The organism is Streptomyces sp. NPDC050485 (assembly GCF_044458185.1).
Lineage (GTDB): Bacteria > Actinomycetota > Actinomycetes > Streptomycetales > Streptomycetaceae > Streptomyces.
The window spans coordinates 34,240-49,075 of sequence record NZ_JBITHR010000027.1; the positions used below are offsets into that span (position 1 = coordinate 34,240).

The 14,836-nt window shown below is 71.4% G+C and carries 17 protein-coding genes; 12 read left to right on the forward strand and 5 right to left on the reverse strand.

Annotation, left to right across the window (positions count from 1 at the left end; genetic code table 11):
* Positions 1-56 precede the first annotated feature (56 nt).
* Entirely contained in the window at positions 57-284 is a 228-nt protein-coding gene (locus ACIBK6_RS35455) for a hypothetical protein (protein ID WP_329462819.1), read from the forward strand.
* Positions 285-428: 144 nt separating this feature from the next.
* Positions 429-1,073: an HU family DNA-binding protein gene (locus ACIBK6_RS35460; protein WP_399056455.1), complete on the forward strand. Its 645-nt coding sequence runs from the start codon at positions 429-431 to the stop codon at positions 1,071-1,073.
* Between the two features lie 105 nt (positions 1,074-1,178).
* On the opposite strand, the gene ACIBK6_RS35465 is transcribed toward ACIBK6_RS35460, so the two are convergent.
* Positions 1,179-1,382, reverse strand: a complete 204-nt coding sequence (locus ACIBK6_RS35465) for a hypothetical protein (protein ID WP_399056457.1) — start codon at positions 1,380-1,382, stop codon at positions 1,179-1,181.
* Positions 1,383-1,391: 9 nt separating this feature from the next.
* On the reverse strand, positions 1,392-2,120 hold the full coding sequence (cofC, locus tag ACIBK6_RS35470; protein WP_399056586.1) for a 2-phospho-L-lactate guanylyltransferase: 729 nt from the start codon (positions 2,118-2,120) through the stop codon (positions 1,392-1,394).
* A 145-nt stretch (positions 2,121-2,265) separates the two neighbouring features.
* On the opposite strand from cofC, the gene ACIBK6_RS35475 reads away from it, so the two are divergent.
* From ACIBK6_RS35475 to ACIBK6_RS35485, 3 genes are read left to right on the forward strand one after another with little or no spacing between them, the layout of a single operon-like run.
* Complete coding sequence (locus ACIBK6_RS35475) at positions 2,266-3,012, forward strand: lysophospholipid acyltransferase family protein (protein ID WP_399056459.1); 747 nt, start codon at positions 2,266-2,268, stop codon at positions 3,010-3,012.
* Positions 3,009-4,022, forward strand: a complete 1,014-nt coding sequence (locus tag ACIBK6_RS35480; protein ID WP_399056461.1) for an NAD(P)H-dependent glycerol-3-phosphate dehydrogenase — start codon at positions 3,009-3,011, stop codon at positions 4,020-4,022. The genes ACIBK6_RS35475 and ACIBK6_RS35480 overlap by 4 nt, the downstream gene beginning before the upstream one ends.
* Positions 4,023-4,079: 57 nt before the next feature.
* On the forward strand, positions 4,080-5,237 hold the full coding sequence (locus ACIBK6_RS35485; protein ID WP_399056463.1) for a D-alanine--D-alanine ligase family protein: 1,158 nt from the start codon (positions 4,080-4,082) through the stop codon (positions 5,235-5,237).
* Here the strand turns inward: ACIBK6_RS35485 and ACIBK6_RS35490 are convergent.
* Together ACIBK6_RS35490 and ACIBK6_RS35495 are read right to left on the reverse strand one after the other, a co-directional pair.
* Positions 5,234-5,719: a DUF3515 family protein gene (locus ACIBK6_RS35490; protein ID WP_399056465.1), complete on the reverse strand. Its 486-nt coding sequence runs from the start codon at positions 5,717-5,719 to the stop codon at positions 5,234-5,236. The two genes, ACIBK6_RS35485 and ACIBK6_RS35490, sit on opposite strands and share 4 nt — an antisense overlap.
* Before the next feature lie 20 nt (positions 5,720-5,739).
* Complete coding sequence (locus tag ACIBK6_RS35495; protein WP_053727902.1) at positions 5,740-5,973, reverse strand: Lrp/AsnC family transcriptional regulator; 234 nt, start codon at positions 5,971-5,973, stop codon at positions 5,740-5,742.
* Positions 5,974-6,197: 224 nt separating this feature from the next.
* Between ACIBK6_RS35495 and ACIBK6_RS35500 the strand changes: the two genes are divergently transcribed.
* Positions 6,198-7,163, forward strand: a complete 966-nt coding sequence (locus ACIBK6_RS35500; RefSeq protein WP_053727946.1) for a thiamine-phosphate kinase — start codon at positions 6,198-6,200, stop codon at positions 7,161-7,163.
* Positions 7,160-7,948 carry a bifunctional hydroxymethylpyrimidine kinase/phosphomethylpyrimidine kinase gene (gene thiD / locus ACIBK6_RS35505; RefSeq protein WP_399056468.1) on the forward strand — a complete coding sequence of 263 codons (789 nt, stop codon included), beginning with the start codon at positions 7,160-7,162 and terminating at the stop codon, positions 7,946-7,948. Before ACIBK6_RS35500 ends, thiD begins: the two co-directional genes overlap by 4 nt.
* Before the next feature lie 83 nt (positions 7,949-8,031).
* Here thiD and rpmB read toward each other — a convergent pair whose 3' ends face one another.
* Entirely contained in the window at positions 8,032-8,217 is a 186-nt protein-coding gene (gene rpmB, locus ACIBK6_RS35510; RefSeq protein ID WP_003957616.1) for a 50S ribosomal protein L28, read from the reverse strand.
* Between the two features lie 263 nt (positions 8,218-8,480).
* Between rpmB and ACIBK6_RS35515 the strand changes: the two genes are divergently transcribed.
* The 5 genes from ACIBK6_RS35515 to ACIBK6_RS35535 all read left to right on the forward strand — a co-directional run bounded on the left by ACIBK6_RS35515 (position 8,481) and on the right by ACIBK6_RS35535 (position 14,684).
* Positions 8,481-10,088, forward strand: coding sequence for a DAK2 domain-containing protein (locus tag ACIBK6_RS35515; protein WP_399056470.1), 1,608 nt, complete (start codon positions 8,481-8,483; stop codon positions 10,086-10,088).
* A 72-nt stretch (positions 10,089-10,160) separates the two neighbouring features.
* Positions 10,161-12,365: an ATP-dependent DNA helicase RecG gene (gene recG / locus ACIBK6_RS35520; protein ID WP_399056472.1), complete on the forward strand. Its 2,205-nt coding sequence runs from the start codon at positions 10,161-10,163 to the stop codon at positions 12,363-12,365.
* Positions 12,366-12,412: 47 nt separating this feature from the next.
* Positions 12,413-13,009 (forward strand): 16S rRNA (guanine(966)-N(2))-methyltransferase RsmD, encoded by a 597-nt coding sequence (gene rsmD, locus ACIBK6_RS35525; protein ID WP_399056475.1) that lies wholly within the window; start codon positions 12,413-12,415, stop codon positions 13,007-13,009.
* A 26-nt stretch (positions 13,010-13,035) separates the two neighbouring features.
* On the forward strand, positions 13,036-13,515 hold the full coding sequence (coaD, locus tag ACIBK6_RS35530; RefSeq protein ID WP_399056588.1) for a pantetheine-phosphate adenylyltransferase: 480 nt from the start codon (positions 13,036-13,038) through the stop codon (positions 13,513-13,515).
* Positions 13,516-13,610: 95 nt separating this feature from the next.
* Positions 13,611-14,684 carry a cell division initiation protein gene (locus ACIBK6_RS35535; protein ID WP_399056477.1) on the forward strand — a complete coding sequence of 358 codons (1,074 nt, stop codon included), beginning with the start codon at positions 13,611-13,613 and terminating at the stop codon, positions 14,682-14,684.
* The last annotated feature ends 152 nt before the right edge of the window (positions 14,685-14,836 follow it).

The following is a 14,836-nucleotide window of genomic DNA, read 5'->3' on the forward strand; positions in this document are numbered from 1 at the left end:
TCGCCCAGTTGCCCCCGCCGGAGGTGACAACTCGCCTCAGATGGCACAATCGACGCATGGAACGCGACAGCCAACTCGGGCTCTACGGGATGGTGGCGGACCAACTCAAAGAAGCGCACACAAGGGTGCGTGAACTGCAAGTCCCGGAGGGCGTACGGATGGCGCTGTCCCGGAAGCTGCTGGTCATAACAGCGGCTGCCAAACACGATCTCGCCGATGCGGCAAGGCGTCTGGACCGGTTGATGAAGGACCTCGACGAGGGCCGATTCCCCGAAGGCGACTGAGCCGCAAGGAACTCGGCGAGAGCCGACTTCGTTGCGGCACTAGGGTGATTAGCCCGTTTCGTGTTTGATTTGCGGTATATATCTGCCTAACGTGCGAAAAGGCCTGGACACTTTCGCTCAGGCAATGTCTCCGAAGGGGAAGACGTGAACAAGGCGCAGCTCGTAGAAGCGATTGCCGACAAGGTCGGCGGCCGTCAGCAGGCCGCGGACGCGGTTGACGCGGTGCTGGACGCGATCGTCCGCGCAGTCGTCGCCGGCGACCGCGTCTCGGTCACCGGTTTCGGCTCGTTCGAGAAGGTCGACCGCCCGGCCCGGTACGCCCGCAACCCGCAGACGGGTGAGCGCGTACGGGTCAAGAAGACCTCGGTTCCCCGCTTCCGCGCGGGCCAGGGCTTCAAGGACCTCGTCGCGGGCTCGAAGAAGCTCCCGAAGAACGACGTGGCCGTCAAGAAGGCCCCCAAGGGCAGCCTCTCGGGCGGTGCTTCCACCCGTACGACCGTCAAGAAGGCCGCGGCCAAGAAGGCCACCGCCAAGAAGGCGACGGCCAAGAAGGCCACCGCGGTGAAGAAGACCACTGCGGCGAAGACCACGGCGGCCAAGAAGACCACCGCCAAGAAGGCGACGGCCACGGCCAAGAAGGCGGCACCGGCCAAGAAGGCCGCCACCGCCAAGAAGGCCACCGCGAAGAAGACCGCGCCGGCCAAGAAGGCCGTCGCGAAGAAGGCGCCCGCGAAGAAGGCCACGGCGCGCAAGACCACCGCCAAGAAGGCCACCGCTCGCAAGAAGTAGTCCGCAGCGGTTACGCGGCAAGGCTCAAGCGCCGGGCCGGGCTCCCCTCGGGGAGACCCGGCCCGCGGCCGTTTTCGGCCACATCGCCCCGCGTACGGCGGGGGCTCACAAGGTCTGCAGCGTCACCAGCGTGATCCTCAGCTCCGCACCGGACCCCTCGGTCTCGATGCGGACCCGCTGGCCCGGCCGCAGCAGTCGCAGCCCGCCCGCGTCGAAGGCCGCGGCGCCGAAGTCCACCGGGGTGCCGTCGTCGAGCAGCACACTGCCGCTGCGGGTCTCAAGGTCGTATGTGTACGCGGTCGCCTGCATACCGCCAGCCTAGTGCCCCCCTACGAGGTCCAGAGCTCCCCGCAGGGCGGCCGTGGCCGGGCCCACGCCCAGGGTCAGGGCGGCTCGCAGGTCTGTGCCGGTGTCGACGTCGCCGCGGACCGAATCCACACCGTCGAGCAGGATTTCGGCGGCCCCCGATGCCGAATGTGCGGCCCGGGAAGGGCCGCCGAAAACCGGATTCAAATCGACGCCCGGAACGGCCGAAAGGAAAGTCGTTCCGATTCCCGCCGCATCCGCGAGAAAAGCCCGCGGAAATGCGGTCGCCGCGGTGAGCACCCGGCCCAGTTCGGCGGGCCGCAGCGCCGGCAGATCCGCGTTCAGGGCCGCCACCGGGGCCGCCGGGCGCCGGGCGCGCACCCGGTACGCGCCGTGCGCCAGCGCGGCGTTGAGGCCCGCGCCGGGGGAGTCGGGCACGATGCGCGCGCCCAGCGCGGCCAGTTCCGCCCCCGCCTTCGGGTCGTTGGTGACGACCGCCACATCGCGCACCGCGTGGCAGTCGAGCGCGGCCGCCACCGTGTCGAGCGCGAAGGCCAGCGCGAGCCGCGGCCGCAGCCCGCCGCCGACGGCGGCCGCCAGCCTGCTCTTGGCCAGCGCCAAGGGCTTCAGCGGTATGACGAGGGACCAGCGGGCAGTTGTGGCGGTGTTCGTGGCGTCCCCTCCGTCCGAGCGCCGCCCCGGTCCGGCCGGGCGGCGGCGGGCTTCATTGTCACCCGCCAGGAGGGAGGCTGTCCGGGCCGGGGCGTACGGTGTTCTCGACAGACCAGGGGCCTGGGGCGACACTTGCCCCCAGCAGCCACGCAGAGTCAGTTCACCCCCCGGGTCGCGCAGCGGCCCGGCCGGGTCCACAAAGGAAGGTGTCCGAGTGTCCCGCCGCAGAATCGGCTTCTGGTACCGCCTGGCGGCGGTCATCGCAAAACCGCCGCTGGTGGTTCTGATCAAGCGGGACTGGCGCGGAATGGAGAACATTCCGGCCGAGGGCGGATTCATCACCGCGGTGAACCACAATTCCCATCTGGACCCGTTCGCGTACGCCCATTACCAGTACAACACGGGCCGCGTTCCGCGATTCCTGGCCAAGCACGGGCTTTTCAAGAAGGGGTTCATCGGGACCATCATGCGGGGCACCGGGCAGATCCCCGTCTACCGCGAGACCACCAACGCGCTCAGCGCGTTCCGGGCCGCGATCGACGCCGTGGAGCGCGGCGAATGCGTCGCGTTCTACCCCGAGGGCACCCTCACCCGGGATCCCGACCAGTGGCCGATGACCGCCAAGACCGGCGCCGCCAGGGTCGCGCTGACCACCCGCTGCCCGGTCGTCCCGGTCGCCCAGTGGGGGGCCAACCTGGTACTGCCGCCGTACGCGAAGAAGCCGCACCTGTTCCCGCGCAAGACGCACATCGTGCTCGCCGGACCGCCGGTCGACCTGTCGCGGTTCTACGGCAAGGACTTGACCCCGGACGTCCTCAAGGAGGCGACCGAGGTCATCATGGCGGCCGTCACCGAACTCCTCGGCGAACTACGGGGCCAGACCCCGCCCGCCGAACCGTACGACCCGCGCAAGGCACGACTGGAACAGCGCCGCAAGGCCGCCGGGGAGGGCACCAAGTGACACACGGCACCACCAAGGCAGCGGTGTTCGGAACGGGTTCGTGGGGCACGGCGTTCGCCATGGTCCTCGCCGACGCGGGCTGCGAGGTGACCCTCTGGGCCCGCCGGCCCGAACTCGTCGAAGCGGTCAACTCCACGCGCACCAACCCGGACTATCTGCCCGGCATCGAACTCCCCGCGTCCGTACGGGCCACCACCGACCCCGCCGAGGCCGCGGCCGGCGCCGACTTCACCGTCCTCGCCGTGCCCTCCCAGACGCTGCGCGCCAACCTCGCCGAATGGGCCCCGCTGCTCGCCCCCGACACCGTGCTGGTCTCCCTCATGAAGGGCGTCGAACTCGGCACCGCCAAGCGGATGAGCGAGGTCATCGCCGAGGTCGCCAAGGTCTCGGAGGACCGCGTCGCGGTCGTCACCGGACCCAACCTGGCCAAGGAGATCGCCAAGCGGATGCCGGCCGCCGCCGTCGTCGCCTGCCGCGACGAGGAGGTCGCCCGGCGCCTCCAGGCCGCCTGCCACACCCCGTACTTCCGCCCGTACACCAACACCGACGTCGTCGGCTGCGAACTGGGCGGCGCCGTCAAGAACGTCATCGGCCTCGCCGTGGGCATCGCCGACGGCATGGGGCTCGGCGACAACGCCAAGGGCTCGCTCATCACCCGGGGCCTCGCCGAAACCACCCGGCTCGGCCTCGCCATGGGCGCCGACCCGCTGACGTTCTCCGGCCTCGCGGGCCTCGGCGACCTCGTCGCCACCTGCTCCTCGCCGCTCTCGCGCAACCACACCTTCGGCACCAACCTCGGCAAGGGCATGACCCTGCAGGAGACGATCGCCGTCACCAAGCAGACCGCCGAGGGCGTCAAGTCCTGTGAATCCGTGCTGGATCTGGCGCGTCGGCACGGCGTCGACATGCCCATCACGGAGACCGTCGTCGGCATCGTCCACGAGGGCAAGCCGCCGGTCGTCGCGCTCAAGGAACTGATGTCGCGCAGCGCCAAGGCCGAGCGGCGCTGACCGCGCCGGGCCCTCGGCAGCGGCAGCGGCGCGTCGAACGGGTACCCTCAACGCGATATGAGCAGCGAGAACCTCCCCCAGAGCCCTGAGAAGCAGCTCCGCAAGCCGCGGGTGGCCGTAGTGTTCGGCGGCCGCAGCTCCGAACACGGCATCTCGGTCGTCACCGCCGGTGCCGTGCTGCGCGCCATCGACCGCACGAAGTACGACGTGCTGCCCATCGGCATCACGACGGACGGCCGCTGGGCAGTCACCGCCGACGACCCGGAGCGGATGGCGATCAGCGACCGCCGCACGCCCAGCGTCGAGGACCTCGCCGAGTCCCCCCGGGGCGGCGTGGTCCTCCCCGTGGACCCGGGCAGCCGCGAAGTCGTCTACAGCGAGCCCGGATCGGTGCCCAAGGCGCTGGGCGAGGTCGACGTCGTCTTCCCCGTGCTGCACGGCCCCTACGGCGAGGACGGCACCCTCCAGGGCCTCCTGGAGCTCTCCGGCATCCCGTACGTCGGCGCGGGCGTCCTCGCCTCGGCCGTCGGCCAGGACAAGGAGTACATGAAGCGCGTCTTCACCTCCTTCGGGCTGCCCGTCGGGCCCTACCTGGTGGTGCGTCCGCGCGAGTGGGAGCAGGACGAGAAGAGCGCCCGCCAGCGGATCGCGGACTTCGCCGGCGAGCACGGCTGGCCGCTGTTCATCAAGCCGTCCCGGGCCGGCTCCTCGTTCGGCATCACCAAGGTGGACTCCTTCGAGGGCCTGGACGAGGCCATCGCCGAGGCCCGCCGCCACGACCCCAAGTTCCTCGTGGAGTCGCTGCTGCGCGGCCGCGAGATCGAGTGCGGGGTCCTGGAGTTCGAGGACGGGCCGCGCGCGAGCGTGCCCGCCGAGATCCCGCCGGTCACCGCCCACGACTTCTACGACTTCGAGGCCAAGTACATCGACTCGGCGGCCGGGATCGTGCCCGCGCCGATCGGCGACGAGGCCACCGCCGAGGTGCAGCGGCTCGCCGTCGAGGCCTTCGACGCGGCGTCCTGCGAGGGCCTGGTCCGCGCGGACTTCTTCCTTCAGGACGACGGCCGGTTCGTCATCAACGAGATCAACACCATGCCGGGGTTCACGCCGATCTCGATGTACCCGCGGATGTGGCAGGAGAGCGGCGTCGAGTACGCGGACCTGGTCGACAAGCTCATCCAGGCGGCGCTGCGCAGGTCCACGGGGCTGCGCTAGGGCACGTCCAGCGTCTTGGGAATCGTCTTGCCGACAGGAGCGCCGAACGGCTGGAGCAGCGAGGCGTCGTGCTCGTACCGCGTCCCTGTCAGCAGCTCGACGTAGGGCTCCCGGTACTGGGTGATGAAGCGCGGCCCCTGGGAGCGGGTCTGCACGGTCCAGGAGACCCCTTCCACCTCGACCCCCGGATACTTCGGATCCGCCACCTCCGCGGGCCGCGGGATCCCGCAACGCAGTACGATCTCCGCGTCCCCCGCACCCCACCGCGCGGTCAGCGGGGAATCGGGAGCGGGGTCGTCGCGCTGCTGCCCGGCCACGGTGTCGGGCAGCAGCCTGTCCAGCGCCGCACAGGCGGCCGCCTCCTTCGCAGGTGGCGAGGGAACCGCCACCTGTGCGGTGGCGTCGGACGAAGAACAGCCCGCGGCCGCCAGTACGGCGGCCGCGGACAGGACGAGAGGCGGCCGGCGGCGCGAAGAAGTCACCGGCCCAGGGTAAGCGGGGGCTACAGATGGACGACCGGGCAGGTCAGGGTTCGGGTGATGCCGTCCACCTGCTGGACCTTGGCGACCACCATGCGACCGAGTTCGTCAACCGTCTCGGCCTGCGCCCGCACGATCACGTCGTACGGTCCGGTCACGTCTTCGGCCTGGATCACCCCCGCGAGCTTTCCGATGGCCTCGGCGACTGTCGACGCCTTGCCCACCTCGGTCTGGATGAGGATGTACGCCTGTACCACGGAACCTCCAGGGCGGCCACGAGGATCATGTGGGGGAGAGAAAGAGACGCCACGGTACCGCGTCGCCCCGCGCGACGGGGAGACCCGCGCGCCCGGCCGCGCACGCCGAGTGGCGAAGGCGGACATGAAGTTGACGTATGTGTTGACGGTACCCACGGCCGAGACCGCTCGCGACCGCAAGCGCACCGGGGCACCCTGGGTACGAAGATGAGAGGTGGGACACGGTGAAAGGCACTGTGGGCGAGTTGGGGGAGTTCGGGCTCATCAGGGAGCTGACCTCCCGGCTCACCTCCACCCCCGCGGTACGGCTGGGGCCGGGCGACGACGCCGCGGTCGTGACCGCACCCGACCGCAGGGTGGTCGCCAGCACGGACATCCTCCTTGAGGGCCGGCACTTCCGGCGCGACTGGTCGACGGCGTACGACGTGGGCCGCAAGGCCGCCGCGCAGAACCTGGCCGACATCGCCGCCATGGGCGCCGTGCCGACCGCGGTCCTGCTCGGCCTGGTCGTGCCGGCCGAACTGCCGGTCACCTGGCCCACCGAGCTGATGGACGGCATCCGCGACGAGTGCCAGGTCGCGGGGGCGGCCGTGGTCGGCGGCGACGTGGTGCGCGGGGACACCATCACCGTCGCCATCACCGCACTCGGCGACCTGCGCAACCACGAGCCGGTCACCCGGGCCGGCGCCCAGCCCGGCGACGTGGTCGCGGTGACCGGCTGGCTCGGCTGGTCGGCGGCGGGCTACGCCGTCCTGTCGCGCGGCTTCCGCTCGCCGCGAGCCTTCGTCGAGGCACACCGCCGCCCGGAGCCCCCGTACCACGCGGGCCCCGCGGCCGCCGGGCTCGGCGCCACCGCCATGACCGACGTCAGCGACGGTCTGGTCGCCGACCTCGGCCACATCGCCGAGGCCAGCAAGGTCCGCATCGACCTGCGCTCCGGACTCATCGACATCCCGACGCAGATGAGCGACATCGGCCAGGCCGTCGGCGTCGACCCGCTCCAGTGGGTGCTCACCGGCGGCGAGGACCACGCCATCGTTGCGACGTTCCCGCCCGACGTGAAGCTGCCCGCCCGCTGGAAGGTCATCGGCGAGGTCCTCAACCCGTCCGCGCTGCCCACCGTGACCGTGGACGGCGCGCCCTGGACCAGCAAGGGCGGCTGGGACCACTTCGGGGACGATCCCGCATGATCCCCCGTGTGCTGACCGTCGCCGGATCCGACTCCGGCGGCGGCGCGGGCATCCAGGCCGACCTCAAGACGATGCTGGCGCTCGGCGTGCACGGCATGAGCGTCATCACCGCCGTGACCGCGCAGAACTCGCTCGGCGTCCAGGGCACCTGGGAGCTTCCGGTCGAGGCGGTGCGGGCCCAGTACCGGGCCGTCGTCGACGACATCGGCGTCCAGGCCGTCAAGACCGGCATGCTGTCCTCGGCGCCCCTCGTGGAGGCCGTCGCCGAACTGCTGGCCGGCACGGACGCGCCCGTCGTCGTGGACCCGGTGGGCGTCTCCAAGCACGGTGACCCGCTGCTCGCCGCCGAGGCCCTCGACTCCGTACGCACCAGGCTGCTGCCGGCCGCGACCGTCGCCACCCCCAACCTGGACGAGGTGGCCCAGCTCACCGGCGTACACGTCGAGGACGAGGACGGCATGCGGCGGGCGGCCCGGGCGGTCCTGGAGTTCGGCCCGCGGTGGGCGCTCATCAAGGGCGGGCACTTGCCGGGTGGGAACGACGCGGTGGACCTGCTCACCGACGGCGCCGAGGAGCACTGGCTGCGGGCCCCGCGCCTCGACAACCGGCACACCCACGGCACGGGCTGCACGCTGGCCTCCGCCGTCGCCTCGGGCCTCGCCAAGGGGCTCACCGTCCCGGAGGCGGTCCGGGCGGCCAAGGAGTACGTCACGGGCGCCATCGCCGCGGGATTCGCGCTGGGCGCGGGCATCGGCCCGGTCGACCACGGCTGGCGCTTCAGGTAGCGGGTACGGCAAAAAGCCGGTCCACCGAGGTGGACCGGCTTTTCAAGGCAACCGCAGGGGCTGCGCTACGACAGACGTCGCAATTAGCGCGAGACCTTGCCGGCCTTGATGCACGAGGTGCAGACGTTGAGCCGCTTCGGCGTCCGACCGACCACGGCACGCACACGCTGGATGTTCGGGTTCCAGCGACGAGACGTACGGCGGTGCGAGTGCGAAATGTTGTTGCCGAAGCCCGGCCCCTTGCCGCAGACGTCGCAGTTGGCAGCCACGGGTCACTCCAAAGACTTCAGATGCATTGAATGCACTTACAGTGAAAACCGGCGCACCGGAATCAGAGATCTGAAGTGGCTTGCCGGGGGAATTCGGCCCGACTCTCGCCGGGCAACCGAAGCAGCATACAACGGCTGCTCCTGAGATACGAAACTACCACGGCCCCGGCCGCCCCCGCCCCGGCCCCGGGCCCGCACCGGGTCTACCCTGCGGGTTCAGAGCCTCCCCGCTCGCCGTTCGCATCCGCAAGGAGGACCACCAGGTGCCGCAGACCCTCGATGCCGTCGCGGTACGCAGCTGGTGCGCACTGGCGCTGGACGCGCTGGGCCGGGACCGCGAGGCGATCGACGCGATCAACGTGTATCCGGTCGCGGACGGGGACACCGGCACCAACCTCTACCTGACGATGGAGTCGGCGGCGCAGGCCGTGGAGGCGGTGTTCGCCGCCTACCCCGAGCCGCCGGTGTACGACGGCATCCCGGACACCGCCGACGTCGTACGCGCCATGGCGCACGGCGCGCTGATCGGCGCCCGCGGGAACTCGGGGACGATCCTCGCCCAGCTTCTTCGGGGCATGGCCGAGGTCGTCGCCGAGGGCGACGGGGAACTCGCCGCGGCGCTGCGCAGGGCCGCCTCCGCCGCCTACCTGGCGGTCGCCCACCCCGTCGAGGGCACCGTCCTTTCGGTGGCCACCGCGGCCGCCAAGGCCGCCGAGAACGCGAGCGGAACCCCGGCCGCGGTGGCCCAGGAGGCGTACGCGGGCGCCAGGGACGCCCTGGAGGCGACGCCCTCCCAGCTCGCCGTCCTCGGGCGCGCGGGCGTCGTGGACGCGGGCGGCCGCGGCCTGGTCACCGTCCTCGGCGCCCTGGTCCAGGCCCTCTCGGGCGAGGCCCCGGTGGTACGGCACGAAGCTCCGGTGCCGGTGCCGGTGGAGGACTGCCCGGCCGAGGCCCCCGGCGCCGGGCCCGCCTTCGAGGTGATCTACCTCCTGGACGCCGACGACGCGGCCGTGGACCGGCTGCGGGCCCGCCTCGACCGGCTCGGCGACAGCCTGGTGGTGGTCGGCGGCGACGGGCTGTGGAACGTCCACGTGCACGTGGACGACGCGGGCGCGGCCGTGGAGGCCGGGGTCGAGGCGGGCCGGCCGCACCGGATCCGGATCACGCACTTCGAGCAGCCGGTCACCGTCGTTCCGCCCAGGGAGCAGGTCCAGCGGGCCGTCGTCGCCGTCGTACCGGGCGAAGGCCTCGCCGGGCTCTGCGCCGAGGCCGGGGCGACGACCGTGCTCGCCCGGCCCGGCGAGGCCCCGGCCAGCGGGGAACTGGTCGAGGCGATCCGCCGCGCGCACGCCCGCGAGGTGGTACTGCTGCCCAACGACGCCGAGCTGCGCCACACGGCCGCCGCCGCCGTCGAACAGGCACGCGCGGAGGGCATCCGGGTCGCGCTCATCCCGACCAGGGCCGCCGTCCAGGGCATCGCGGCGCTCGCCGTCCACGCACCCGAGCGGCGCTTCGACGAGGACGTGGTCGCGATGACCTCGGCGGCCGGCGCCACCCGGCACGCCGAACTCGCCGTCGCCGAACGGCAGTCGTGGACGACGGCCGGCGTCTGCCAGGCCGGGGACGTGCTCGGCCTCATCGACGGGGACGTGGCGGTCATCGGCCACGACCTGGCGTCCACCGCCCGCACCGTCCTCGACCGGATGCTGGCGGCGGGCGGCGAACTGGTCACCCTGGTCCTCGCCACCGACACCCCGCCGGGCCTGGCATCGGCCCTGGAGTCGCACGTCCGCGAATCCCACCTGGCGGTGGACACCGTGGTGTACGAGGGCGGACACCAGGCGGTGCCGCTGCTGATCGGCGTGGAGTAGCACCGCTCCGCGGCGCGGGTTGACCAGCGGTTATCCACAGGGGGCGGCGTGCTGTCAGTCCCGTGGTGTGCAATGGATCGCGTGCCTGCGCTCGAAGAACCACTGAAGAAGCTGCTCGGCGGACCCACCGCGAAGGTGATGGCCGAGCACCTCGACCTGCACACGGTCGGCGACCTCCTGCACCACTACCCCCGGCGGTACGAGGAGCGCGGCCAGCTCACCAAGCTGGCCGAGCTCCCCCTGGACGAGGACGTCACCGTCGTCGCCCAGGTCGCCGACGCCCGGGTGCACACCTTCAACGGCGGCCGGGGCCAGCGCCTGGAGATCACCATCACCGACGGCAGCGGCCAGCTCCAGCTGGTGTTCTTCGGGCGCGGCATCCACAAGCCGCACAAGGAACTGCTGCCCGGCAGCCGGGCGATGTTCGCCGGCAAGGTGTCGATGTTCAACCGCCGCCTCCAACTCGCCCACCCCACCTACGCGAAGCTGGGCGCCGACGCGGACGACGAGAGCGACATCGACTCCTGGGCGGGCGCCCTCATCCCGATCTACCCCGCCTGCAAAGGACTTGAGTCCTGGAAGATCGCCAAGGCGGTCGACGCGGTGCTGCCCAGCGCCCAGGAGGCCGTCGACCCGCTGCCGCCCACCCTGCGCGAGGGCCGCGGCTTCGTCCCGCTGCCCGAGGCGCTGCTGAAGGTGCACCGGCCGCGTGCCTTGGCCGACATCGAGGACGCCCGGCAGCGGCTGAAGTGGGACGAGGCCTTCGTCCTCCAGGTGGCGCTCGCCCGCCGCCGCTACGCCGACACCCAACTCCCCGCCGTGGCAAGGAAACCCGCCCCCGGCGGAGTCCTCGACTCCTTCGACGCCGAGCTGCCCTTCACCCTCACCGAGGGCCAGCGGAAGGTCTCCAAGGAGATCTTCGACGACCTCGCGACCGAGCACCCCATGCACCGCCTCCTCCAGGGCGAGGTCGGCAGCGGCAAGACGCTGGTCGCCCTGCGCGCCATGCTCGCCGTCGTCGACTCCGGCGGGCAGGCCGCGCTGCTGGCGCCCACCGAGGTGCTGGCCCAGCAGCACCACCGCTCCATCACCGAGATGATGGGCGAGCTCGCCGAGGGCGGCATGCTCGGCGGGTCCGAGCAGGGCACCAAGGTGGTCCTGCTCACCGGCTCGATGGGCATGCCCGCCCGCCGCCAGGCACTGCTCGACCTGGTGACCGGCGAAGCCGGGATCGTCATCGGCACGCACGCCCTGATCGAGGACAAGGTGCAGTTCCACGACCTGGGCCTGGTCGTGGTGGACGAGCAGCACCGCTTCGGCGTCGAGCAGCGCGACGCCCTGCGCGGCAAGGGCAAGCAGCCCCCGCACCTGCTCGTCATGACGGCCACCCCCATCCCGCGCACCGTCGCTATGACCGTCTTCGGTGACCTGGAGACCTCCGTCCTGGACCAGCTCCCGGCCGGGCGCTCGCCCATCGCCAGCCATGTCGTCCCCGCCCAGGACAAGCCCCACTTCCTGGCCCGCGCCTGGGAACGGGTCCGCGAGGAGGTGGACAAGGGCCACCAGGCGTACGTGGTGTGCCCGCGCATCGGAGACGATGAGGAGGAGGCGAAGACCGCCAAGGGGAAGCAGAAGGCGGAGGAGGCCGAGACGGCCGACCGGCGGCCACCGCTCGCCGTGATCGACATCGCCGGGCAACTGCGCGAGGGCCCGCTGCGAGGGCTCCGCGTCGAGATCCTGCACGGGCGCATGCAGCCCGACGACAAGGACGACGTGATGCGCCGGTACGCGGCGGGCGAGGTGGACGTGCTGGTCGCCACCACGGTCATCGAGGTCGGGGTGAACGTGCCGAACGCCACCGCCATGGTGATCATGGACGCCGACCGCTTCGGCGTATCCCAGCTCCACCAGCTGCGCGGCCGCGTCGGCCGCGGCGCCGCCCCCGGCCTGTGCCTGCTGGTCACCGACATGCCCGAGGCCGCCCCCGCCCGGGCCCGGCTCACCGCGGTCGCCTCCACCCTCGACGGCTTCGAGCTCTCCCGCATCGACCTCGAACAGCGCCGGGAGGGCGATGTGCTCGGCCAGGCCCAGTCCGGCGTCCGCTCCTCGCTGCGGATGCTCACCGTCATCGATGACGAGGAGGTCATCGCCGCCGCCCGGGAGGAGGCCGTCACAGTGGTCGCCGACGACCCGGACCTCGCGCACCTGCCGGGGCTGCGCACGGCCCTGGACGCCCTGCTCGACAAGGACCGCGAGCAGTATCTCGACAAGGGCTGACAGACTGGGGGCGCAAGGTTGACGTACGTACACGGACAAGGACTGAGATGACCCGCGTGATCGCCGGCCAGGCCGGTGGCCGCCGCCTCGCCGTACCGCCGGGCACCGGCACCCGCCCCACCTCCGACCGGGCGCGCGAAGGCCTCTTCTCCACCTGGGAGTCGCTGCTCGGCACGCTCGACGGCATCCGGGTGGCGGATCTGTACGCGGGCTCCGGAGCCGTCGGCCTGGAGGCGCTCTCGCGGGGCGCCGCGCACGCCCTGCTCGTGGAGGCCGACGGACGCGCGGCCCGCACCGTCCGCGACAACGTGGCCGCGCTCCAACTGCCGGGCGCCGAAGTGCGTACCGGCAAAGCGGAACAGATCGTGACAGGACCGGCGCCCGCCGATCCGTACGACGTGGTCTTCCTGGACCCGCCGTACGTCGTCACCGATGACGATCTTCGCGAGATCCTGCTCACACTCCGCCGCGGGGGCTGGCTCGCCGAGGGCTGCCTCGTCACCGTGGAGCGCAGCACCAGAGGCGGGGAATTCGGCTGGCCCGAAGGATTCGAAGGAGTGCGGGCCCGTCGTTACGGCGAAGGCACGCTTTGGTACGGTCGCGCCGCCTCCACGTGCGAAGCCGCACCCGGAGACACCCCATGACCGGACCGGAGAGCGAGGGACATCAGTTGCGCCGCGCCGTCTGTCCGGGGTCCTTTGACCCCATCACCAACGGACATCTCGACATCATCGCCCGCGCCTCCCGGCTGTACGACGTCGTACACGTCGCGGTGATGATCAACCAGTCGAAGCAGGGCCTGTTCACCATCGAGGAGCGGATCGAGATGATCCGCGAGGTGACGGCCGACTTCGGCAACGTGGAGGTCGAGTCCTTCCACGGCCTGCTTGTCGACTTCTGCAAGCAGCGCGACATCCCCGCCATCGTGAAGGGGCTGCGCGCCGTCAGCGACTTCGACTACGAACTGCAGATGGCCCAGATGAACAACGGCCTCTCGGGCGTCGAGACCCTGTTCGTGCCGACCAACCCCACCTACAGCTTCCTGTCGTCCTCGCTGGTCAAGGAGGTCGCGACCTGGGGCGGAGACGTCTCGCACCTGCTGCCGGCCACCGTCCACCGGGCCCTGGTCGCCCGGCTCGCCGAGAAGTGAGCAGCTGACAGTCCGTCACTCGGTGTCGGGCGGGCGCCGACTGGCCTTACAGTCGTCCCGTCCGTCTCCAATCCGTAGAAGAGTGGCGATCACCGGTGGACGTGCAGAAGAAGCTCGACGAGATCGTCGAGGTGGTCGGCAGCGCCCGGTCCATGCCCATGTCGGCCTCGTGCGTGGTCAACCGCGCCGAGCTGCTCGCGATGCTGGAAGAGGTGCGCCAGGCCCTGCCCGGCTCGCTCGCCCAGGCCCAGGAGCTGATCGGCGGCCGTGAGCAGATGGTCGAGCAGGCCCGCCAGGAGGCCGAGCGGATCATCGAGTCCGCGCACGCCCAGCGCGGCACGCTGATCTCCGACACCGCGGTCGCCCGCCAGTCCCAGGACGAGGCCGACCGGATCCTCGGCGAGGCCCGCCGGGACGCCGAGGAGATCCGCGCCGAGGCCGACGACTACGTCGACTCCAAGCTCGCCAACTTCGAGGTCGTCCTCACCAAGACCATCGGCTCGGTGGACCGCGGCCGCGAGAAGCTGCTCGGCCGGGGCCCCGGTCTGGACGAGCAGGGCCACTCGGACGAGGACGCCCCCGAGTACAGCGCGGACCCGCAGACGTTGATCCACCGCGCCGACGAGTACGTCGACGCCAAGCTGGGCGCCTTCGAGGCGGTGCTCGCCAAGACCCTCGAAGCGGTCGGCCGCGGCCGTCAGAAGCTGCACGGACGGACCGCGTCGGACGAGCTGGGCGCCCACATGGCCGCCCAGGACGCGGCCGGCGATCTGGGCCGGCACACCAGCGACGCCGACTACCTGGCCGGCCTCGCAGAGCTGGCCGAGCCTGAACCGGCCGCAGCCCCCGTCGCCGCCGAGCCGCACATCCCCGCGCAGCAGCAGCCCCAGGCCTACGACCCGTACGGCTACCAGCAGCCGCAGCAGGACCTGTACGGCTATCAGCCCCAGCCCCAGCAGGAGCAGCAGTACGCGCAGTACGGGTACACCCAGCAGGACCCGTACGCCTACGACCCGGGCCAGCAGTATGTGCCGCAGCAGCACCAGCATCAGCAGCACCACCACCCGCAGCAGGCCGCGCTCGACGAGACCAGCCTCTTCGACACCAGCATGATCAACCTCGATCAGCTGCGCGCGTACGAGCAGGGCCACGGGCAGGGCCGCTCGTAGCGCTGCGGTTCCGGATGCGGCCGGAGTGTGAGCGGCCGGGGGAGGATCCGGGCCGGATTGGGTCTATCGCGGCCGGTCCAGTATCCTGGCTCTTCGGTCGCGCGTACGTCCGCGATCCACGCTGCCCGATTCGCTCCGCGAAGCCGGTGGCA